This window comes from Herbaspirillum chlorophenolicum, from assembly GCF_001189955.1.
GTDB classification, from domain to species: domain Bacteria; phylum Pseudomonadota; class Gammaproteobacteria; order Burkholderiales; family Burkholderiaceae_D; genus Herbaspirillum; species Herbaspirillum chlorophenolicum.
Genome location: NZ_LFLT01000008.1, coordinates 92258 through 115282, shown reverse-complemented (window position 1 = coordinate 115282; position 23025 = coordinate 92258). Strand labels below are relative to the sequence as shown.

At 58.3% G+C, this 23025-nt stretch carries 16 protein-coding genes; 4 read left to right on the top strand and 12 right to left on the bottom strand.

What is annotated here, in order from left to right:
- Window positions 1-4: 4 nt before the first annotated feature.
- Together AKL28_RS07615 and AKL28_RS07610 are read right to left on the bottom strand one after the other, a co-directional pair.
- Complete coding sequence (locus AKL28_RS07615; protein ID WP_050467511.1) at window positions 5-919, bottom strand: NAD-dependent epimerase/dehydratase family protein; 915 nt, start codon at window positions 917-919, stop codon at window positions 5-7.
- Window positions 920-962: 43 nt separating this feature from the next.
- On the bottom strand, window positions 963-1307 hold the full coding sequence (locus AKL28_RS07610; protein WP_050467557.1) for an ArsR/SmtB family transcription factor: 345 nt from the start codon (window positions 1305-1307) through the stop codon (window positions 963-965).
- Between the two features lie 101 nt (window positions 1308-1408).
- Here AKL28_RS07610 and AKL28_RS07605 point away from each other — a divergent pair, with 101 nt between their 5' ends.
- Entirely contained in the window at window positions 1409-2497 is a 1089-nt protein-coding gene (locus AKL28_RS07605) for an NADH:flavin oxidoreductase/NADH oxidase (RefSeq protein ID WP_050467510.1), read from the top strand.
- A gap of 231 nt (window positions 2498-2728) precedes the next feature.
- On the opposite strand, the gene AKL28_RS07600 is transcribed toward AKL28_RS07605, so the two are convergent.
- Window positions 2729-3352 carry a glutathione S-transferase family protein gene (locus AKL28_RS07600; protein WP_050467509.1) on the bottom strand — a complete coding sequence of 208 codons (624 nt, stop codon included), beginning with the start codon at window positions 3350-3352 and terminating at the stop codon, window positions 2729-2731.
- A gap of 182 nt (window positions 3353-3534) precedes the next feature.
- Between AKL28_RS07600 and AKL28_RS07595 the strand changes: the two genes are divergently transcribed.
- On the top strand, window positions 3535-4434 hold the full coding sequence (locus AKL28_RS07595) for a DMT family transporter (RefSeq protein WP_050467556.1): 900 nt from the start codon (window positions 3535-3537) through the stop codon (window positions 4432-4434).
- Between the two features lie 79 nt (window positions 4435-4513).
- Here the strand turns inward: AKL28_RS07595 and AKL28_RS07590 are convergent, their stop codons facing one another.
- The 4 genes from AKL28_RS07590 to AKL28_RS07575 all read right to left on the bottom strand — a co-directional run bounded on the left by AKL28_RS07590 (window position 4514) and on the right by AKL28_RS07575 (window position 7343).
- Entirely contained in the window at window positions 4514-5434 is a 921-nt protein-coding gene (locus tag AKL28_RS07590; protein WP_050467508.1) for an ornithine cyclodeaminase family protein, read from the bottom strand.
- A 63-nt stretch (window positions 5435-5497) separates the two neighbouring features.
- The gene (locus AKL28_RS07585; protein ID WP_050467507.1) at window positions 5498-6436 is read right to left on the bottom strand and encodes a LysR family transcriptional regulator; all 939 of its coding nucleotides are present in this window, start codon (window positions 6434-6436) and stop codon (window positions 5498-5500) included.
- A 311-nt stretch (window positions 6437-6747) separates the two neighbouring features.
- Window positions 6748-6981 (bottom strand): hypothetical protein, encoded by a 234-nt coding sequence (locus AKL28_RS07580; protein ID WP_050467506.1) that lies wholly within the window; start codon window positions 6979-6981, stop codon window positions 6748-6750.
- A gap of 101 nt (window positions 6982-7082) precedes the next feature.
- Window positions 7083-7343, bottom strand: a complete 261-nt coding sequence (locus AKL28_RS07575) for a DUF4148 domain-containing protein (protein WP_050467505.1) — start codon at window positions 7341-7343, stop codon at window positions 7083-7085.
- Between the two features lie 514 nt (window positions 7344-7857).
- On the opposite strand from AKL28_RS07575, the gene AKL28_RS07570 reads away from it, so the two are divergent.
- Window positions 7858-9186 carry an MFS transporter gene (locus tag AKL28_RS07570; protein WP_050467555.1) on the top strand — a complete coding sequence of 443 codons (1329 nt, stop codon included), beginning with the start codon at window positions 7858-7860 and terminating at the stop codon, window positions 9184-9186.
- Window positions 9187-9335: 149 nt separating this feature from the next.
- Here the strand turns inward: AKL28_RS07570 and AKL28_RS07565 are convergent, their stop codons facing one another.
- Genes AKL28_RS07565 through AKL28_RS07550 form a run of 4 tightly spaced genes read right to left on the bottom strand, consistent with a single transcriptional unit; the run spans window position 9336 to window position 18303 of the window.
- A complete protein-coding gene (locus AKL28_RS07565; RefSeq protein WP_156226258.1) occupies window positions 9336-10103 on the bottom strand; it encodes a hypothetical protein in 768 nt (255 codons plus the stop codon).
- A complete protein-coding gene (locus AKL28_RS07560; RefSeq protein WP_050467503.1) occupies window positions 10064-10813 on the bottom strand; it encodes a hypothetical protein in 750 nt (249 codons plus the stop codon). The genes AKL28_RS07565 and AKL28_RS07560 overlap by 40 nt, the downstream gene beginning before the upstream one ends.
- Window positions 10814-10816: 3 nt before the next feature.
- Entirely contained in the window at window positions 10817-11572 is a 756-nt protein-coding gene (locus AKL28_RS07555) for a hypothetical protein (RefSeq protein ID WP_050467501.1), read from the bottom strand.
- The gene (locus AKL28_RS07550) at window positions 11572-18303 is read right to left on the bottom strand and encodes a two-partner secretion domain-containing protein (protein ID WP_169801826.1); all 6732 of its coding nucleotides are present in this window, start codon (window positions 18301-18303) and stop codon (window positions 11572-11574) included. Before AKL28_RS07550 ends, AKL28_RS07555 begins: the two co-directional genes overlap by 1 nt.
- Before the next feature lie 300 nt (window positions 18304-18603).
- Between AKL28_RS07550 and AKL28_RS07545 the strand changes: the two genes are divergently transcribed.
- Window positions 18604-20394, top strand: a complete 1791-nt coding sequence (locus tag AKL28_RS07545) for a ShlB/FhaC/HecB family hemolysin secretion/activation protein (protein ID WP_231602363.1) — start codon at window positions 18604-18606, stop codon at window positions 20392-20394.
- Between the two features lie 129 nt (window positions 20395-20523).
- On the opposite strand, the gene AKL28_RS07540 is transcribed toward AKL28_RS07545, so the two are convergent.
- Window positions 20524-23007 (bottom strand): DEAD/DEAH box helicase, encoded by a 2484-nt coding sequence (locus AKL28_RS07540; RefSeq protein ID WP_050467498.1) that lies wholly within the window; start codon window positions 23005-23007, stop codon window positions 20524-20526.
- Window positions 23008-23025 lie beyond the last annotated feature (18 nt).

Below are 23025 nucleotides of genomic sequence, written 5' to 3'. Positions count from 1 at the left end.
AGGCCTACCCGGCGCCGGTAGACGAAGGCAGCCTCATCTCATGTTCGATCCAGTCCACCGCCGACGCGTGCCGCGGTTGCCATCCCAGCTCGCGCCGGGCGCGCAGCGCTTGCACGCGGCTGTTCGATCCCAGCGAATAGCGGGCCTTGTTGAGGCCCCACAAGGCGATCGCATCCTCTTCGCTCAAGTGCTCGATGCGGGCGATGCCCATGCGCCGGGCGATGGCCTTGCCCATATCGGCATACGACGATTCGCCGTTTTCAGCGAAATAGAAACCTTGCGTGTCCGACCGCTCCAGGACCAGCTGGTAGAGCGCGCAGACATCCTCGATATGCACCGTCGCCCAACGGTTGACGCCTCGCCCGACCAGCCGCAGCACGCCGCTCTCGCGGGCCTGCGCCACCAAAGCCGGGATCTGCACGCTATCAGGCTGCAGGCCGGTGCCATGACCATAGATCAGCGTGTTGCAGACGACGATGCCGCGCATGCCGGGTGCGGCCAGGATGCGCTGGTCCAGTTCGTAGCGCGCCCATTTCTCGGCGCCCACCACCAGCGGCGTATCTTCGTCGAATACCTGCGCGGCCAGCACATTGCCGGCCACGGCGTCGCCTACCTGGCTGGAACCGCTGGTATGGAGCAGGATTTTCCCTTCGCTGCCCAGGCCTTCGATGAGCGCTTCGATAGCGGGGCGATGGTCGCTGCTGGCGCAATTGACGACCGCATCCGCACGGGCGGCTTCGGACTTGAGCAGCGCGCTGTCGTCCAGCGTGCCGATCACCGGTTCGATGCCGATCGCACGCAACGCGGCCGACCTGGATGCGTCGCGCGCCAGTCCGCGGATGGTGTGCCCGGCCGCTGCCAGGTGGCGGCCAACCGATCCGCCAATATAGCCTGTCGCACCGGTGATGAAGATGTTCATGGCGCTCTCCGTTTTCTTGTCTTTTGTGGTCCCGGCACGGCAGTCACGCCGCCTTGGCTTTTTTGGCGCCGGCCTTGCGCTTGGCCGGCGCACCTTGCGACAGGATCGCCGACAGCAAACCCGGGAAACGGCTTTCGATATCGGCGTGGCGCAATGTATTCATATGGGTGGTGCCGGTACTCTCGGTCAACACCAGGCCTGCTTCGCGCAGGACCTTGAAATGGTGCGAGACGGTGGATTTCGGGCGGCCGCCGTCGAGCTCGCCGCAGGTCGCGCATTCGACATGCGCGAGGTGGCGCACGATGTCCAGGCGAATGGAATCGCTCAAGGCGTAAAGCACTCGTTCGAGGACCAGTTCGCTGGCGGCGGGGTGTTTGTAGGGGCGCATCTGCAACATGATACACCTTGGGTTATACTGCTTCCATAGTTCGAACATATTCGAACTACCGAATAATCTATCGAATAACCGCTTCATATCAAAAGGCCAATATGTCCGCCCTGTTCCAGCCGTTCAAACTCAAAGACGTAACCCTGCGCAACCGCATCGCCGTACCGCCGATGTGCCAATACATGGCCATTGACGGCCGCGCCAACGATTGGCACCTGTCCCACTACGCCAGCATCGCGCGCGGCGGCGCCGGGCTGGTGATCGTCGAAGCCACTGCTGTCTCGCCTGAAGGCCGGATCACGCCGGCTTGCACCGGCATCTGGTCGGACGACCTGGCCCAAGCCTTCGTGCCGGTGGTGCAGGCGATCAAGGCGGCCGGCTCGGTGCCGGGCATCCAGATCGGCCATGCAGGACGCAAGGCCAGCGCCAACCTCCCCTGGGAAGGCGACGACCATATCGCCGAAGGCGATCCCCGCGGCTGGGCAACCATCGGCGCTTCGGCGATTGCCTACGGCAAAGGCCTGCCCAAGGTCCCCAAGGCCATGACCATCGACGATATCGCCCGCGTGCGCCAGGACTTCGTCGATGCCGCCATCCGTGCGCGCGATGTCGGTTTCGAATGGCTGGAACTGCACTTCGCCCACGGCTACCTGGCGCAAAGCTTCTTCTCGCCGCACGCCAACCAGCGCGACGATATCTATGGCGGCAGCGTGGAAAACCGCGCACGCTTCCTGCTGGAAACCCTGCGCGCGGTACGCCAGGTGTGGCCGGAAAACCTGCCGCTGACGGTGCGTTTCGGTGTGATCGAATATGACGGCCGCAACGAACAGACGCTGCTGGAATCGATCGGCCTGGTGCGGGACTTCAAGGCTGCCGGCATGGACATGATCAGCGTCACCATCGGCTTCACCATTCCTGAAACCAATATCCCCTGGGGACCGGCCTTCCTCGGCCCGGTCGCCGAACGCGTACGCCGCGAAGCCGATGTGCCGGTATCGTCGGCCTGGGGTTTCGGCACGCCGGAGATCGCCGAACGCGTCGTCAAGGAGCAGCAACTGGATCTGGTGATGGTAGGCCGTGCGCACCTGGTCAATCCGCACTGGACATATTTTGCTGCCAAGGAACTGGGCGTGGAACGTCCCTCGTGGACATTGCCGGCGCCTTACGCGCACTGGCTGGAACGTTACTGATCCATTCCGGCCCGCCGCGGTTACGCTGCTGCGTCAATAAAACAGCAGCGTAATCAGCGGCACGCTCGACAGCAGCAGGCATCCCAGGAAAGCGGCGAGGAACAGCAGGGTTTTCTTTCGGTTCATGGACAGTTTGGCAAGAAGAAAAAGCGCGATAAAAATGCGCAAGACCGAAGTGTACCCTCCCCGCCGCATGCGCCCCCATTTCCCCGGCCCATCAAGGGTGCGAACTCAGGCCATGCCGTTGCGTCCAAACGCGCGAAAGCCTGGCCGCTCCGTCAGCAGCTCATAGTAGGCCGCCAGCGCCGGCAAATCCGGACGCGTCAGCGGCGTGCCGAACCAGCGGTTGACCGACAGGCCGACCGGGATGTCCGCCAGCGAAAAGGCATCACCGGCAACATAGGCGCCGGTCTGCTGCAATTTCTGCTCCAGCACGCGCATGAAGCCGCTCCAGTTTTCGATGGAAGCCACCAACTGCTGCGCATCGCCATGCACCGGCGATTTGCGCACCAGCGCCATGAAGGCATAGCTCCATGAACGGTTGAGATCGCTGGCCTGCCAGTCGATCCACTGGTCGATGCGGGCCCGCTCGCGGGGTGCTGCCGGATAAAGCGCACCGCCACCGTATTGCCCGACCAGGTAGCGCAGGATGGAATTCGACTCCCACAGCACAAAGCCATCGTCATCGATCACCGGCACCATGGCGTTCGGGTTCATGCCAAGAAACGCCGGTTCCCTGGTCGAGCGAAAACCGATGCCCCAATCCTCGTGCAGGTATTCGATGCCCAACTCGGCACAGGCCCACAGTACCTTGCGCACATTAATGGAATTGTCCCGGCCGTAAATCTTGAGCACATCCCTCTCCCTTTGCGTTGACCATGCGGATATTAGAACGCATTTCATCAACAGGCGTAAGGCGGGCGAGCCTGGTTTGGGATGGCGTGCAAGGTGGCCCGGTGAAAATCTTCCCAACTGTACCTATGCGGCAGGTGAAGACGCGCATTACACTCGCTGCTCCACCGCATTCGATCGCCGCCATGTCTTCATCGAATATTGCCCGGCTATTCCTGCTCGCCGCCATCTGGGGCACCAGCTTCATGCTCATGCGCATCGCTGCGCCGGTACTGGGGCCCATGCTCACCACCTTCGGCCGCGCCTCTCTCGCTACGCTGGCGCTGCTGGCTTTCGCGCGCTCGCGCGGGGTGCCGCTGCAATGGCGGCGCAACTGGCTGCCTTACCTCGTCATCGGCATCGCCAACACGGCATTGCCGTTCAGCCTGTTCGCCTGGTCCGCGCTGTACATCCCATCTTCCTACATGGCCACCATGAATTCGCTGGCGCCGGTATTCACCGCGCTGTTCGGCTTCCTGCTGCTGGGCGAACGGCTGACCGCGGTACGCATGGCGTCTTTCGTGCTGGGCCTGTTCGGGGTAGGCGTGCTGGTAGGCGTCGGGCCGATGCGGGTCGATGCGATGGTGATCCTGGCCGTGCTTGCCAGCATGGGCGCGGCGCTCAGCTATGGCTTTGCCGCCACCTTCACACGCATGCGCGGCGGCGGCATCTCGCCCATCGCGATTGCCGCCGGCAGCCAGTTCACCGCCTCGCTCTGCCTGTTGCCCCTGGCCCTGCCCAGCCTGCCGCACGCGCTGCAGGCCGGCACCCCGGCATCGCTGCTGGCGGTATCGGTACTGGGCGTGGTCTGCACCGGCCTGGCCTATGCCCTGTTCTTCCAGTTGATCTCAACCGAAGGCGCCACCCGCGCGATCACGGTCACGTTCCTGATCCCGGTGTTCGCCTCTCTGTGGGCATGGCTGCTGCTGGATGAACCGGTCACCACCGGCACCGTGGCCGGCATCGCCATCGTGCTGGCGGCCACCGCTGCCGCGCTGCGCGCCAAACCGTCGGCGCCGCGCGTACCGGGCAAGGCATCGGCCTGACGCCAGTCCGCGCAGCGCAAACAAAAACGCCGCAGGCCCAAAGGCCATGCGGCGTTTTCTTATGCTGCAGCGGCGACGCTTACCAGCCGTATTTGGCGCAAGCCTTGCGGTACGCCAGGCCGGCCAGCGCCACATCTTCCAGGCCGATGCCGATGGCCTTGTAGACCACGATGTCGTCGGCGCGGCGCTGGTAAGGCATGCTGCCGTCCACCGCCTGCGCCAGTTCCAAGACGTTGTTCCAGTCGAAGGTACCCGGTGCGCATTGCACCAGGTCGCCGGCTTCCTGCTGCGCCTGCGGCTTCCATTCGACGAACAGCGCGGCGGCGCGTGCGATGGCGGTGTCGTCCAGCTCGCGCACATTGGCCTTGGAAGCGCCGACCGCCGCCACGAAGACGCCCGGACGCAGCAGCTTGCCGTCGAACAGCGGCGTGGCCGAACGGGTCACGGTCACCAGCACGTCGGCGGCAGCGGCCGCTTCGTCGACCGTCACCACCCGTGCCGGGACGCCCAGCGTGCGGGTAATCTCCTCGGCCAGTTCTTGCTGGCCGCTGATACCGGCCACCAGCACTTCCTTGAACTTGCGCACCTGCATCAATGCCGGCACATGCGAACGCGCCTGCACGCCGGTACCGATAACCGACAGGACCTGCGCATCGGGACGCGCCAGCGCGTCGCAAGCTACCGCGGTCGCAGCAGCGGTGCGCAGGCCGGTCATGGTGTCGGCTTCGATGGTGGCCAGCGGCGCGCCGGTCTCGCTGGAGAACAGCACGATCACGAACTTGAACTGCCCCTTGATGGTGGTGTAGACCTTGGCGCCCGCGATGCCCGCGCCGGGAATCACCGCGCCCATCATCGACAGCATCACGCCATTGGAAGCGCTGGTGCGCACGCGGCCCTGGTGGGCGCCTTCACCGGCTGCCGCGAACGCTTCGCGCATGGCGCCGATGGCGTCTTCGGTGGTAAGCAGCTCGCTGATCTGCTGGTTGCTGAGCAATTTCATGGGGACTCCTTCAATCGGGTAAAAATGTTGAAACGGTTCAAATACAGGCCGAATATGCGAGCATCATCCGCCCGCATGTTCAGCCTTCAGGTAATTCCAGATGCGGTCGATTTCCGGATGGGCGCCGTCCAGGCGGCGATAGACGCGGATATCCATTTCATCGCACCACAGCCCCTGCTCCAGGGCTTCGCTGTCGTTGGGAGCGATCGCCAGCGTCAGCTTGCCTTCCGCCACTTCGCGTGCAACCGCGCTGGCCGGCAGCCAGGCAATGCCGTGGCCTTCCACCGCCATGTTCTTCAAGCCTTCGGCCAGGTCGGTCTCGAAACGGCGGAACAGGTGCACGCGGCGCGGGCTGGTATGCAGCGCCTTCTCGACGATGCGGGAGAGCGACGAATACGGCGAATAGCTGAGGAACGGCAAGGGATCGTTAGGCGCGCCCGGCAACACGTATTTGGGCGCGCCGTTGGGCAGCGTCTTCACATAGGGACGCAGCGGCTCCTTGCCCAGCGACAGCACGTCATAACGCTCGGTGTCGAGGGCGATTCCCTGCTGGCGGTGGTCATAGCAGATCAGCAAGTCGCAGTTGCGCTCGACCAAGGCCATCACGGCATCGTGCACATTACCGGCCATGACCATGGTGGCGATGGCGCCGACTTTCTTTTCGATCTCCGACAGCAGCTTGGGAAACACCGTCAGCAGCAGCGTGTGCGGCATGGCGAACCTGACCGCCGTCTGCGCGCCGGCCAACTGGCCGCGCAAGACCAGCCGCGCCTGCATCGACTGGTTCAGCATTTCCCTGGCGATAGGCACAAAGGATTCGCCGGCCGGGGTCAGCGTGCAAGGATAGGAAGAGCGGTCGAACAGCTCGGCGCCCAGCCAGGTTTCGAGCGAGCGGATGCGGCGGCCGAAAGCCGGCTGCGTCACATTGCGCAGCTTGGCCGAGCGGCTGAAATTCAGCGTCTCCACCACCGAGAGGAAGTCCTCAACCCATTTGATTTCCATTGTTTCCCGCTCCACCTGGCGCACATGGTGCGCCGCCAACGATTCGCCCGGAGCGCACCGCAACGCGGCCGGCCCAAGCCTCCCAGCCCGGCAGCCACTATACAAATGCACACTGCCGGTGTCCCATGCCATTTTGGCATAAGGCGCGCCAGATGCGGCATTGGCATGAAAAATCCATCTGATATGACGATATGCCTGACCCCGAAGGTCCTGCCGCCGCTGCCCACACACGGCGCCCCAAAAAACGAAAGCCCGATGCGAAATCATTCGCATCGGGCCGCTCTTGGCAACTGCTCAGGAAAGAGGAAAGCTCAGGCGCAGCAATTCCCGTCGATATGTTCATCGCGCGTCCTGCGCGAGGCGTCACGGCGGCGCTGCACGCGCCTCAGGCGTTGGGAAACCCGGTATACCGCCCGCTGGGTCAGCATCATGCTGAGCGTTCCCATGCTGAACTCGGCGGCGATCAGCAGCCCGACCAGGGCGGCGAACTGCATATAGACCCTCGGATAGATGGACAAGCCGCGTGAGAACAGTTGGTGCAACATGGATGGTTTCCTCTTTTCTTGTTTTACCTGCTTCAACTACGCAATCACAGTGGACGGAAAGCGCCGGCATGGTTCAACCGCGCGCCCCGCCCGGCCGGCCATCAGGCGCCGGCATAAATCGACGATTGAGCATTGCCGGCGGTTTGCAGGCCGCTATTGGCCGGAGCCGAGGTCACAACCGGATAAACCGAGTCGACCTGATTGGCCAGGCCTTGCTGCTGTGCCTTGGCCAGCTCAGCCTTGACGGCGGCGCGGGTGGTATGCGAAACGAAAGGCTTCTCGACCGGATACGGTGCTTCGGCAAATGCCAGGGAAGAAGCGGACAGGGCCAGTGCGGCGGCGACGATATACTTTGCAGACATGATATTTCTCCTTAGGGTGTTGAGTCGGATATTCGCTATTACATTCAGCGGTACATGTTTCGGTTATGTGAGATGACATGTGCCTCTCTCGGAACCGCATCGTTTCTTGCGTTGCGATGTCGTTCATCGATGACTGCAGTGTAGGGATTCGCCGCACGGAGAAAAACGCGGGAAACAAGAATTGAGTGTTCTGCAAAGTGGAATAATCGCCGGTAGCTATCGCGGGGATAGAAATAAAGCTATCGGGAAATCTTCCCCCAATATCCCGCAAACCCAGGCTGGACAAGCCTCACGGAACAATGGCCGCATTCTTGCGGCGACACGGCCCTCTCGGCACACCCATCCTTCGCTTATTTCTAGTTATCAGAAACGGGAATATCTTCCGCCCGCACAAACGCAGTCGCAGGGCGCATACGTCATGGCATGAAAAATGCTCTCCCAACAAGGCTGCGGAAACCCTGTTTCCGGCCAGGCGCATTCCGTGGCAGCCATCGTCCATTCCAGGGAGAGCCTCATGTCCGTCGTAGAAACCGCGTCACCGCTACCCGCCTCCGCGGCGCTGAATGAACACGATGCCACCTTCCGCCGCGTGGTCTGGCGCATCGTCCCCTGCGTCACGCTGATCTGGTTCCTGGCCTGGGTCGACCGCGTCAACGTCGGCTTTGCCAAGTTGACGATGATGAGCGACCTGCAATGGTCGGATGCGATCTACGGCGCCGGCGCCGGCATCTTCTTCATCGGCTACTTCCTGTTCGAGGTGCCGAGCAACATGCTGCTGCAAAAGATCGGCGCGCGCAAAACCATCATGCGCATCACCATCGGCTGGGGCGTCGTATGCATGGCAATGGCATGGGTGCAGACGCCCGGGCAGTTCTACCTGTTGCGCTTCCTGATGGGTGCCTTCGAAGCCGGCCTGCAACCGGGCGTGATCCTCTACCTCACCTACTGGCTGCCGGCGCACCGGCGCGGCAAGGCGCTGGGCCTGTTCGTCTCGGCCTCGGCGATCTCGCTGGTGGTGGGCAGCCCGCTGGCGGCCTACATCATGGAAATGAGCCAGGGCGCCTTCGGCATGCAGGGCTGGCAATGGCTGTTCATCGTCGAAGGCATTCCTTCGGTGGTCATCGGCATCGTCGCCTTCTTCATCCTGACCGACCTGCCGTCCAAGGCCAAGTGGCTCTCCGCACGCGAAAAGGAACACATCGCCGCCGAGCTGGCCGACGAAGACCGCAAGCTCGGCCCGCGCGAACACAGCTTTTTCGCCTCGCTCAGGAACGGCAAGATCTGGGTGCTGATCGCCGTGTTCTTCTGCATCATCGCCGGCAACGCGACGCTGGTGTATTACGGCCCCAGCCTGGTCAAGGAGGTCGGCTTCACCGACATCAAGGCGCTGGGCTGGGTCATGAGCGGCATCTATGCCTGCGGCTGGGGTGGGATGGTGCTCAACGGCTGGCTGTCCGACCGCCACCAGGAAGTGCGCCTGCACACCGCGGCAGCGGCGGCCATCGGCGCGGCCGGTTTGCTGCTGGCCGCGTATTTCGTCGGTGAGAAAAATGCGGCTGGCCTGATCTTTTCGCTGGCGCTGTCATCGGCCGGCACCATGGGGGCGATACCGATCTTCTGGCAGTTGCCGGGACAGTACCTGTCCGGCAGCGCCATCGCCATCGGACTGGCCGTGATCAATTCGGTAGCCAATCTCTCCGGATATTTCTCGCCGCAACTGCTGGGCTACCTGAAGACCACTACCGGCCGCTATACCCAGGGCCTGGCCGGCATCGCGCTGGTCGAACTGCTGGCGATGGTGTTAATTATTTGCTTCATTGGCAAACGGTCTATGCAGAAATAAGGCTCTTATCGGTAACATCGTTTTCTTTGGAAGCGATCTGAATCGGTTTGATGTATTGACTGTTTTAATCATGACGAAACAGTCTTATCACTGATACGGCTCAGGCGTTGACAACCAAAGATATGGCGTACTTCGTCATAGCTTATCGCTTACTTCTTTAAGTCGCTCGATTGCTGCCGTTGCCAATTCAGCGCCTGTTGCTGCAATTTCTGACTCTGGAAATATTGAGCGAAAGGATGGTAACCCGTTAGACCGTAGAGAATAGAACCAAACCCTACAGCTCCACCTGCAACTCCACCTATACCTCCTGCAGCAAATACTCCTAACAGCCCGCCAGGAACTCCTATGGGAGCAGCAGCTTCCGCTCCAGTCACAATACCTACACCAATCAAGCCCAAAGCCAATGTGCCCGCCGTTTTTGAATTGGTGACCGGATCCCTCCAGTCATTTACCTGCCCCAGAAGTATAGAACCGCTTTGCCGCATGACGGATTGCAGTTTTTCCGCACCGACCGGCGATCCCACCGACAAGAAACTCAAATTAGGATAGGTATAACCATACACTTTCCCAGCTTTCAACGCCTTATAAGCGTCCTCATTACCAGCACTGTGCATAACGATCAATGTGGGATTTCCTTTTGCATTCAACGTGTGGTAGGTATATTCATTCAGAATATCCTTGGCGCTGAAGGTATCTGGCAGGTATTCCCTGACATCGCCGGTAATGCCATGACTGTCGTTGATGATCGCCCCGACCGACTCCTTGAGTAGCCCTGCCAACAGGGCGGAACTAGCCTTGGCGACCGGTGCATGATTGTCCATGCCATTCTGAAAATACACACGCGTGTTATCGCTGGTGACGTAGTAGCCCATCACTTTTATTTCTTGGAGGTGTTCGATTCTTGCTGTTTCTGCCAATCCAAGGCTTGCTGTTGCAATTGCTGGTTTTGGAAGTATTGGGCGAAGGGATGGTAATTCTTTATACCGTAAAGAATAGATGAACCACCCACGGCTCCACCTACAGCTACACCTACAGCACCACCGATCAAGCTCGTAGCAAACACTCCCAATGGTCCAGCCGGTGTCCCCATGGGCGCTCCAATGGATATCCCGGTTTGAACACCGGTCCATACACCGGCACCCGTCACGCCCAGCGCCAAGGCACCTGCAGTCTTCGAATAAGTCACCGGATCACGCCAGTCATTGATCTGCCCCAAGAACGTAGAACCGCTTTGCCGCATAACGGATTGCAGTTTTTCCGCACTCACCGGCGATCCCACCGACAAAAAGCTCAAATTGGGATAGGTATAGCCATACACTTGCCCAGCTTTCAACGCCTTATAAGCGTCCTCATTACCAGCGCTATACATCACGATCAGAGTAGGGTTTCCTTTCGCATTCAGCTCGCGGTAGGTATATTCGTTCAGAATGTCCTTGGTAGCGAACATATTCGGCAGATATTCCTTCACGTCGCCGGACACACCATGACTGTCATTGATGATGGTGCCGACCGGTTCCTTGAGAAGCCCCGATAACAGAGCCGCACTTTCTTTAGCATCTGGTACGTGGTTATCCATACCATTCTGGAAGAACACGCGGGTTCGATTCTCAATGACGTAATGGCGCATCGCTCACTTCTTTAGATCGCTCGATTGCTGCTGTTGCCAATTGAGCGCCTGCTGCTGCAATTGCTGATTCTGGAAATATTGGGAAAATGGATGATAGTTCTTTAGTCCCATGAATGCTGTAACACCAAGACTGGCTCCAAAACTGGCTCCAAAGCCAGCACCAGCCGCACCCAAAAAGAAAATACCAAGTGATCCTGCAGGAGCGCCTGCCGCTGCTCCAACAACCCCACCATACCAAGCACCTAAAGCTGCTCCTCCAATTAAAGTGCCACCAACCACACCAACGGCCGTTTTTGAATAAGTCACAGGATCCTTCCAATCATTTACCTGCCCCAAGAACGTAGAACCGCTTTGCCGCATAACGGATTGCAGTTTTTCCGCACTCACCGGCGATCCCACCGACAAAAAGCTCAAATTGGGATAGGTATAGCCATACACTTGCCCAGCTTTCAACGCCTTATAAGCGTCCTCATTACCAGCGCTATGCATCACGATCAGCGTAGGGGTTCCTTTCGCATTCAACTCGCGATAGGTATATTCGTTCAGAATGTCCTTGGTAGCGAACATATTCGGCAGATATTCCTTCACGTCGCTGGGCACACCATGACTGTCATTGATGATGGCCCCGACCGGCTCCTTGAGAAGCCCCGATAACAGAGCCGCACTTGCTTTAGCATCGGGTACGTGATTATCCATACCATTCTGGAAGAACACGCGAGTTCCATTCGCAGTGACGTAACAATCCATGGCAATACACATTACTTCTCTTGACTCTTTTGCCAACTCAGTGCTTCCTGTTGAAACTGTTGTGTTTCGAAATATTGTGTGAATGGGTGATATTTTTTCAAACCATAGGCAATAGATCCTCCTCCAAACGTCGCTCCAATACCTCCACCAAGCAAACCCGCAGCCAATACTCCCAACAACCCACCAGGAGTTCCTATGGGCGCAGCAGCTTTCGCTCCAGTCACAATACCTATGCCGGTCAAGCTCAAAGCCAATGCACCCGCCGTTTTCGAATTGGTGACCGGATCCCTCCAGTCATTTACCTGCCCAAGAAATATAGAACCGCTTTGCCGCATGACAGATTGCAGTTTTTCCGCACCGACTGGCGATCCCACCGACAAGAAGCTCAAATTGGGATAGGTATAGCCATACACTTGCCCAGCTTTCAACGCCTTATAGGCATCCTCATTACCAGCACTGTGCATAACGATCAGCGTGGGATTTCCTTTTGCATTCAGCGTGCGATAGGTATATTCATTCAGAATATCCTTGGTAGCGAACATATTCGGAAGGTATTCCTTCACATCTCGGGGTACACCATGACTATCGTTGATGATGGCTCCGACCGGTTCTTTGAGAAGCCCTGATAACAGAGCCGCACTTGCTTTAGCATCGGGTACGTGGTTATCCATACCATTCTGGAAGAACACGCGAGTTCCATTCTCAGTGACGTAATAACTCATATCTGTGACTTTCCTTAAAGCTTCAAAATCCCTTGGTTTTGCCAAGTCATACACCTGGCTATCAACCAATTCATTAAGCTGCGATGGCGACAATACCTGTGGATATCCAATATCTTTGATTGGCTGATTCAAGATTCGCCACGCGTCCTTCTTCCCTAGCACGACCACCTTATCGTTAGGTACCTTATCCGTTCGTATTGCGTTATTGCGCCAAACGTACAAAGTATTGTTTTCCGCCTCAATCTGTCCTGCTGCGGTGGCGGTAGCGACGTTATTTCCCGTCGCAGCAATAGCTGCAATCAAACTGGTGACGGCATTCTTGCGTGCTTCTTTTTCTTCGTTGCCGAGATTGTTGCTAGAGCCAAGCAATGTACCGAGAACAGAGGAAGCACTGGCACCCATTGCACCTGCACCGCAATTGGCTCCTTGGATGGCCGCACCAGCGCAGCCAACAATGGCGTGTAATGCTGCTCTCGCCGCATCGCTACCGAGACTATCCGCAATACGTTTGACTTGTTCGGCGCCAAGGCTTTGCAGATAGTTGACCGTGGCGGCCTGTGCGAACTGACCTGCGCCACCCATGACATTGCCTGATGCTGCGGCAGTCAATGCGGTTGCGATTTTTCGATAGGTGCCTCCCGGCCCCCAATTGGATTCCAACTCATTGGCCTCCTTGCGCAGTTGCTCACGCTGGTCTTGCGTCAAGGAACTGCCTTGATCGTCTGCGGCTTTCTTCTTGGCGTCGGCTTCTTGAGCGCGGTTATGGACATAGGTATTGACCTCACGTGCTAACGCCCCGGCAATCGTAAAACCAGCCTGAATTTCCTTCTCGTTAAAGATCGGCTTAAGCGCGTTTGCGCCATCCTTATCGCTGGTAACGTCGCGGTTAATCGCCGCACTCGCCTGCTGGGCGGTCTGGCCGGTCTTTTGTTGCTGGGCCTGATCGTTGGTGATGCGAATATCGCCGCCACTGATACCCGATTGCGTGGTGCTGAAGGCACTGCCTTTAGCACTTAGCGGTATCGGAGGCGCCATAGCCAATCCGTTTTTGTCGGCAGGCAATCTGGTACCCGGCACCTGGCTTGGGCCGCTTTGGACCTTGCCTTGCTGGTCAGTACCAACGCCATTATTACCGCCGCCACCGCCGAAACTGTAGCCACCGCCCAAGTTAAGACTTTGACCTTTATAGTCGGCGCGATTCAGGATGTCTCTATATATCAATGTGCCAGTACTCAAACTATTCTTACCGTCTTGCACGGCCTGATTGGTGCTGGCGATCAGGGCACCTTTCAAATCGGTGTTGCCTTGAACCTTGACATTAAATCCATCATTGCCAGCCTTGATGCCGGATTGTTCATTGACGCTGGCGTAGCTGCTGTTGATCTTCGACTGCCCGACGTTGGCGCTGACACTGGAGGCGCCATAGCAGAAAGGTGGAAGACACAGGCTCACACCCACGCCGATACTCTGCTGTTTGCTGTTGTAGGTGCTGATATCTTGCAGGCTTTCGATGTTGAGGTCATTGCCGACCTTAGCAGTCACTTGCTTTCCGCCAGCGACGGCGCCCTTGAGATTGGTGTCGTGGCCGGAGGTAGTTTTCAATTGATTGCCGGCGACAATCAAGGTGTTTGTATGGCTGACATCACTGCCGTTGGCATTACCACGAGTGCCGGAGACACCTGCATTGATGGAGAAACCGTTTTGTGAGCCTCCGACAGAAAAGCCAATACCGATGCTAGCCGAAGAACCACTATTGGTACTGTACTGTTGGGCAATGTTGGTAGCGGAAATGAAATTGAGATCGTGCTCGGCTTCCAGGGCAATATTGCTCCCAGCGCTGATCTTGCTGCCGGCCACGGTGAGATCGCTATGATTGCCGTCACCGATAGCGGCGATAGTAACGTTGCCGCCACCAGTTACATTGGAGCCCCGCACTGTGCTGGTATGTTGCTCGCTATGGCTGTTGCTTTTGCTGGTCCCCAGAGAAATGGCAACGTTGATGCCACCAGCCGTTGCAGGATTCTGTGCGATAGCATCGGCAGCATTCACGACGGACATGCCCACAGTCGCGCCAGCCAAGATTTTCAAACGCGTATCCTTGGTTTGGCTTGACGCCTGCTTCATCTGCTGTGCTGTCTGAATGGCCGACAAGACCGGACTGGTAATCTGAAGGGAAACGCCGCTTTGCTTGAAACGCGTAGCCTGTGTAGTGTCGATCGTGTCCGCTGCCGCATTGATATCGACACGTTTGGCGATGATATTGATATCCCCTGCCGGAGCTACGACGTTGCTCCCTGTCTGCGTATAAGTCTTGCCAGCCGCAATAGCAACGTTACCGCTCGTAGAACCAACTATGCTGGCACTATTAGTCACTTGCAGACTGGTTTGATCATTCTTCAGGGAGCGGCTGCCGATGGTCACGCCAATCCCACCGCCACTAAAGACGCCCGAAGTTTTTTCTTCCTTGCTGTAGATCTGGCTGGCCGTGTTCCGGCTGGTAACGATATTGACGTTGTTCGCCGCCGCCAAATTGGTACCGCTGGTAGAGACGATATTGCTGCCCACCACATTAAGGTCCTTACCCGCCTGCACTGTCACGCTATCGCCAGATAAAGTGCTGCCGATGGCTTGCGCACCATTTTTCCGATCACGACTATGGGTGCTGTGCGAGGAGAGTACGCTGGAGGACGCCGTATAGACCTCTTGGTCGTAACGATTGTCTTGGGTGGCGGCACCAATGTTGATGCTATTGCCAGCCATCACTGCGAGTGCACCGGTAGTATTGACGTAGGCGGCCCGGCTGTTAAGGTCGTTGTTGACCACGAACGTGGCCTTGCCGCCAGTCGCAATGATGGTACCGTTGGCTTGTTCCTGCCTCTTATAGAGATGGTTCCGGTCATCGTAGGTGACGTTAATTTCTTCCTGCGTCTTGACTGCATTCAGATTCAGATTGTTGCCTGCGGCCAAGGCAGCGTCACCGCTTGCATGAATCGCAGCGGCATTGAGGTTGATGTCGCGTTGCGCCTGCAAGACGAGCGTACCGGCACCGATACCACCGGTTCGGTCCAGGCTGATCTGCATACCGTTGGCACCATTGCTGGCATTGGCCACGGTGCCGATGTTGGCATCGCGTCCAGCCAGGATGGCCACACGCTGGCCGTTGATCATCCCCGATTTGCTGTTAACGTCATTGGCAGCCGTTAGCAATGTCGTTCCGGTGGTGGCATGGCGACCTATGGTGCCCAGGTTATTGTCGATATCTCCCGCAGCATCGATAGACAGATTGGCATTGGCTTGAAGAGTGCCGGCGTTCACCAGGTTGCCGTTTATCTTGAGATCGATGTTTTCAGCGGCGATCAAGGCACCGCCAGGCCTGACATCCTGCGCGTGCAGGCGTGACAGGTAGACCACAGGCACCAGTGCCTGTTGCGTGGTGCCGTCAGATAAGAGAATGTTTTGCTCTACCAACCAGACAATGTCGCTAGTCAATTGCGCCATCTGCCCCACTGACAACGCCATCCCTGGAACAATATCGAAGGATCGTGCGAAGGCCACGCCGGCATCCATCAGGGCCCGATATTGATCTTCATTGCTGGCGTAGGTGCCAAGGGTCATGCGGCCGGTCAACCGCAAAATCTGGTCGTTGATGATCTGTTGTTCGTAGTAGCCGTCGCCCAATCGCTTTTGCGTGGATTCCGGATTCGTCGCCATACGGTTCAGCAGATAATCACTGCTGAGGAAGCTGCGGTAATTGGTAAAGGCAGGATCGGCCTCAATCAGATAGTTCGTCCCCGGCACCGTCACAGGACGATAGAGCTGGCTTGTGGGCAAAGGTACGATCTGCGGCTTGTTGTCTCCAACCGGATTGGGAACGCTGTCATGGGCAGTATTGGCCGAGGCTTTCCAGATGCCGAGGTCGAAGTGGGTGACGGGAAAATCGACGTTTGGGTAGCTGGTAATGTCCTTGTTGCATCGTTTGCTACCCATAAAGCCGCATTTCTCGGTCGTACGGTGAATCGAAACGATATCGCGGCGGACGAATATTTCTCCTTGCGGATTGGTACCGCCATTGTCAGCACCGTCGATACGGCCCGTCAGTGTTCCACCAGCCACGATCGCGCTCTTGTCGTTGGTGACCGTGCCGCCAGTGAGCAGCATGTCTCCCCGTGAAACGATCTTGCCGGGATCTGTTTGGGTCACGATGGAGCTGCGAGTGGTTTCTTTGATGTGGCGAATGGTGTAATCGTTATGACGGGACTGGTCAGCATTAACCATCAGTTTCATCACGCCGCCCTCAGGGACCAAACGCACTTCCTCGGCTGTAAACACCCGAGGATGACCGTCGATCTCATATTCCGTCCAACTGCGCGCCTTGCTGGGGTCCAGTCGAATTTCGCTGGCGAAATGGGCATTGGTATTACGCAATATGGCACTGGCGATGGAAAGTCGGCCGCCGGCATCGATGATAGCCGAGCTATTGATGATGCTGTTGGCGCGGCCGTTGGCCTTGTTGCGGCCGTCTAACACACTACCGATGGCCATATCGCCATCGCTTTTGAGCAATGCGTGCTCACGGTTGACAAGTGTCTTCGCCCCTATGTTCAGCGTATTGCGAGCAGCAATCACACCTGCCGGCATGCCGTCACCGTAGATTCCTTCATGGTCATTGATGATGCTTTGCGCGCCGAGAGCAATGTCCTGGCCGTAGATGCGGCCAGTGTTGGAGATGGCTTGGTCCGCGCGCAACAAGGTGATTTTCCCCGCGCTTATCAGGCCATCCTTGCGGATGTCGATGTTAGCGGCATGCACACTCAGATTGCCGCCGGCAGACAAGTCATTCCGATTGACGAAGTCACCGCTTGTGTTGATAGCGAGGTCACCTGCCGCGGAAATCGTTTCTCCCCGGGCATGCGTGTAATCGCTGCGTAATCCAAGGCTAACGTTATGATTGCTCTTGATGCTCCCGTCGGCATTATTGAGCGTAGTCGCATTGATGAAAAGATTGCCGCCAGACAGAATTTCTTTGCCCTGATTACCGATGGCAGTGGCGCGCAAGTCCATCGCACCACCGGAAGACAGTTTGGCTTGATTCACGATAGCTTCGCTGCTGACGATTCGCATGTTGCCAGTCGCATTTAGGTCGGCACCCAGCGTAATTTTTCCGGCACTGTCGATCTGGAAATCGCCACCCATGGCAGCCATTTTTCCATAGCTCTTCACACCGACGCCGGCTTCAGTGCCAACCATTCTGATGTGGTTGGCATACATACCACCGATGGCCGACACGTCCACTGCCACCGTCGGTGCACCTCCGCCCCCGTCAATGACCTGCACCCCTAGGTCCACATAATTAACCCGATTGGCGCCGGCCATAATGTTAAGACGATCGGCCCAAATGCCAGCGTTAACTTGCACACTGCGCGCGATCAGGTCGACCTGGCGAGTACTGCGATCGTTGAAGCCAGTTCCGCCAACCGAGATATCCCCCTGAGTCACACGAAACGCATCGAGAGAACCACTGCCGCCGAACACCGGCACACCGGTAGTTAATACTCCGCGGCTGGTGTTAATGAAGCCAAAACCATCCACCAGAATTCCATTCGGATTGGAGACCACCACATCGGCGCGCTGGCCAGCCACTTCCAGGTACCCACGCAACTGGCTTGGATTGTTACTGGTGACTTCATTGAGAATCAACCGCGCTGCATTGCCATTGCCCAGATTCGGATTGGCCGATATCCAGCCACCTTGCTGAGTCAAGGCATTGCCGGTGGCGTTGTTGAGAATGGCACCGGCCCTGTCGACGTTGAATTGCTGATATTGATTGTGCGACACGCCTGCTGCATTGGGAGCGACTATCTGTACTAGGGGCCGGCCATTGGCAGTGCTGTCGATCACAGGACGGTTCGCGCCGGCGGCATTGGAATCGGCCTTGATCGGCGACGTCTGGGCACGAACCAATATTAAAGGGTTATATGCCAGGGCAATGCTGCCCGCCAGGCACAAAAAACGGGTATTCAATCTTTTCGACCTTTTCACTTCCGAGCTCCGGATAGGGAGAGAAAGTCGAAGAGTCAGTGAATTTCCGCCGCATGCATATAGCACAAATTTGAGTCCGACAGCCTTTAAGCAAATTCTGTGTGCTTCGAAACGCATCTCCGATTTTTCCGATGGGATGTTCGCCAGCGATTCCCTAATATCCCCTCAGCCGATTCCTGCCTCCAGCTTCTTTCACTTGAGACCTTGATCTGGCGAGCTTTACATTTTTACAAAGCAACTTGCGCCGCAGGTTTCTTTTGGGACGAATATGCAGTGAATGCAATGAATGAAACCAACCAACATCATGCCAAACCTCCTCCAAAGGTCTTGTCCGTTATTCTTCTCGCCTTCCCCATGTTGTTGGCAATCAATCCGTTGTACGCACAAACACCCGACATCGAAGCACAGCACCGAGTCCAGCAAGAGGCCGATGCGCTACAACAGCGCGAACAACTTCAACGCCAAACGGAAGAGCGTCAGCGTCTTCAACAACAACCGGAAGTGAACTTGCAATCACAGGAGAGCGTGCCACCGGACGACAGATTCTTGCCCCAAGAGGCGCCGTGCTTTCCGATCAACGAGCTTCATCTCGACCTACCGACACAAATCTCGCCGAATCAACAGCGGCTAGGGGCCAGCAAGTTCCCTCAAGATCCATTCGCTTTCTTGCAACAGGCGCTAAACACGTATCACGGTCGATGCATAGGATACAAAGGCATCAATTTGATCAGTCAGCGCTTATCGGCAATGCTTCTTGCCAAAGGCTATTCGACCACACGCATCGGTGTCCCCGAACAAAAACTATCGGGCGGTGCTCTCACACTGGTTCTGATTCCAGGTGTCATCCGCTCCATCCGTTTCGCAACGGCCGACATCTCCGGAAGCTGGAAGACCGCCTTCCCGGCAAGACCGGGCGACCTTCTTAATCTACGTGATTTGGAGCAGGGCCTGGAGCAGATGAAGAGAATTTCCTCGCAGGATATCGATATGCAAATCATCCCTGGCGAGCATCCTGGTGAGAGCGATATCGTCATCAACCTTACTCGCACCAAACCGTGGCGATTGTCAGTGACGCTCGATGATAGTGGAGCGAAAGGCACCGGCCAGCTACAAGCGGGTACAAATCTGGCAATCGACAATCCGCTCGGGCTGAACGATTCTTTCAATATCGGCCTCAATACCGATGCCGACCGCAAAGGGCGGCAGCGCGGCACCACCGGCAACCAGATTTCCTACGCGATACCCTATGGTTACTGGACCTTTGGCATAGCCGGCAGCAGCTATCAATATCACCAGGAAATAGCGGGGTTGTTCCAGACCTTCACATCCAGCGGACAATCAAAAAACCTGGAAGCGAAGATCACATATCTGTTCCAACGCGACCAACAGAAGAAAAACAGCGTCCAATTCAAAGTAGGAAAACGTTGGAACCGTGCCTACATCGACAATACCGAATTGAATAACCAACGGCGCAATACGACGTTCGCCGAACTGGCATGGTTACACAGACATCACCTTGGCAACGCACAGTTAGACCTGGTCCTCGCCAACCGTTGGGGCGTTGGCTGGTTCAACGGCGACGCCGACTCACCGCTGCGACAATCCGGAGGGCCGACATTCCGATACACCTTGCAAACCATCGATGCGACACTATTGATGCCATTCAAGATCGCAAACCAGCCGTTCACCTATATAGGCACTCTACGCGGACAAACCACGCAGTCGGCACTCTATGCAACGGAACAGTTCGTGATCGGCAATCGCTATACAGTCAGAGGATTTGATGGTGATCTGAATCTCGCCGCCGAGCGTGGCTTCTTCGTTCGTAACGAGGTCGATATGCCATTAGGGAAAAGCCGTCATTCGATCTACGCCGGTCTGGATACCGGCAAGGTCTATGGCCCGAATGTGCAATATCTGCTGGGAGATAAACTGGCCGGTACCGCACTTGGCATGCGCGGTAACGTCAGTGGCCTGAGCTACGATATGTTCATCGCCTGGGCCTTGTACAAACCACAGAATTTCAAGACGAGTTCACAGACCGTCGGTTTTACGCTGTTATATCGATATTGATGATGGTGCCTTGCGCATGGATTAAGCCGCCCTTGATCGATCCAGGGTCTGGCTTTTCCAAGTTCGGGCAATGATGGAATTTCTGCCACATATTTTCGCTCGTCGAGTGCCGCTTGATCCCGTCCCTCGTCAGGACGATATCCCTACCACCTTCTCCGCAATTCCCGCTCCCAGCGGTGCCAGCAAAGCCTGCAACTCCTCCTCCCCGAACTTGACCGCCTGCGCATCGTCGCGCCCCAGCACGCCTTCGGCCAGCGCCGACTTGCGCACCTGCAGTTCCAGCAGCCGCTCTTCGATGCTGCCTTCCACCACCAGCTTGTAGACGAACACCTGCTGCGTCTGTCCCAGGCGGTGCGCGCGGGCGATGGCCTGTTCTTCCACCGCCGGGTTCCACCAGGGGTCGACCAGCACCACCGTATCGGCCGCGGTCAGGTTCAGGCCGACGCCGCCGGCCTTGAGGCTGATGAGGAACAGCGGCGCCTGCCGCGCCTGGAATTGCGCGATCACGGCGCCGCGCATGGCGGGTTCAGTGTCGCCGGTGAGCGAGAGCCACGTCAGCCCCAGTTCGCGCAGTTCGGCTTCGATCAAGGCCAGCATCGCAGTGAATTGCGAAAACACCAGGATGCGCCGCCCTTCCGCCACCAGGGCCGGCAGCATGTCGCGCAGCAGTTCTATCTTGGCGCGCTCGATGCCTTTTGGCATGCGCCCCTCTTTGAGCAGGTAAGGATCGCAGCAAACCTGGCGCAGCTTCAGCAGCGCATCCATCACCGTGACGTGCGAACCGGACAAGCCGCGGCGCAGCAGCGCGCGCCTGACTTGCTTGTCAGCGGCGATGCGCACGCTTTCATACAGCTCGCGCTGGCGGCCCTGCAATTGCAGGCGTTCGATGATCTCGGTGCGCGGCGGCAGCTCTTGCAGCACGTCTTCCTTGCGCCGGCGCAGGATGAAGGGGCGCACGCGCTGCGCCAGCAAACGCGCGCGCACGGTCTGGCCCTGCTCTTCGATGGGCTTGCGCCACAGGCGCGAGAAGCTGCGCGCATCACCGAGAAAGCCCGGCATCAGGAAATGGAACTGTGTCCACAGTTCGCCCAAGTGGTTTTCCAGCGGCGTGCCGGTCATGCAGATGCGATGGCGCGCGTGCAGCTTGCGCGCGGCAGTGGCGCTGCGCGAAGTGGCGTTCTTCACCGTCTGCGCTTCGTCCAGCACCAGCAGGTGGAAACGCAGGCGGGCCAGTTCGCCAAGGTCGCGCCACAACAGCGGATAAGTCGTCAGCACCAGGTCGGCCTCACCCATGCCAATAGACTCGATATGCCTTGCGCGCCCTTCGCCATGCAGCACCAGCACGCGCAAGGCGGGTGCGATGCGCTGTGCCTCTTGCTGCCAGTTGAACAGCAGCGACGTCGGCACCACCACCAGCGCCGGCCGGTCGAGCCTGCCGGCTTGCTTCTCGATGAGCATATGCGCCAGCACCTGGGCGGTCTTGCCCAGGCCCATGTCGTCGGCGAGGATGCCGGCCAGCCCTTGCTCGCGCAAATATTGCAGCCAGGCCACGCCTTGCAGCTGGTAGCTGCGCAGCACGATGCCCAGCCCCTCGGGTGCTTCGATGCCGCGTACCGCACCGGCCTGGCGCAAACGCTGCGCCAGCTTCAGTACGCCGGATTCTCCGCTCATGTGCCAGGGTGCACCGCCGTCCAGCCCCAGCAGCGCGCTATGGATGGCGTCCAGCCGATGGGCGTCCCAAGGCGTCAGGGTCAGCGGCCCCTCTTTGCGCTTGAGGTCGCTCAGCAAGTCGAGCAGCGCCAGCACCACGGCCTTGAGCGGCCCGGCCATGGCATCGATGCGGCGCCCGCCCGGCGCGCGCAGCGAGATCAGCGCATGGTCGTCCATCTTCTCGACCTGCCGCGCATCGGCCCAGCGCGGGTCGCGCCGCAGCAAGTCGGCCACCATCGGGCCGACATCCATGGTCTCGCCATCGACCTCGATGCCGATGGAAAGCAGCCAGCGTCCCGATGGGTCGAGGCCGTCGAATACCTCGCTTGAAAATGCACGCGGCTGCAGGGGGGCGGCTACTTCCTTGCCCAGTACTTCGCCGGTCTCGCTGCTGACGATGAAACGCCATGCGGCGACCGGCACGCTCTCGTGCGCGAAACCGGGCTTGACCACCAGTTGCCAGCCGAGCTGCTGCAGGCGCGGCGCCTGGTCGGCCCAGAAATCGCCGAATGAGGCTTCCTGCACCAGCGTCCATAACGGGCCGGCATCGTGCAGGGGATTGTGTGCACGCCATTGCAAGGCGTCTTCGCGCAGCGGCAGGAAACCCTGCTCGCGGATCAGTTCGAGGGCGGCTGTTTCGGCTTGCACATCGCGCACGATATGCGCCGGCGTATAGCCGACGTCACCCTCGTCTTCAAAACGCACCGGGGCCGGCATGCTCCAGCGTTCTGCGCCTTCGCCATAGGTCCAGTCGATCTGCGCCACCGTCACCATGCCGCCGCGCGGGCCGAACAGCCCATGCGGGCGCATGCCGAGCAAGCCATCGCCGCGCGTGAGCGTTTGCAGCGTCAGGCGCGGATGGAAACGGATGGGATAACGGGAAGTGGCGGGTTGGGAGCTCATGCGGCATCGTCGGCAAAA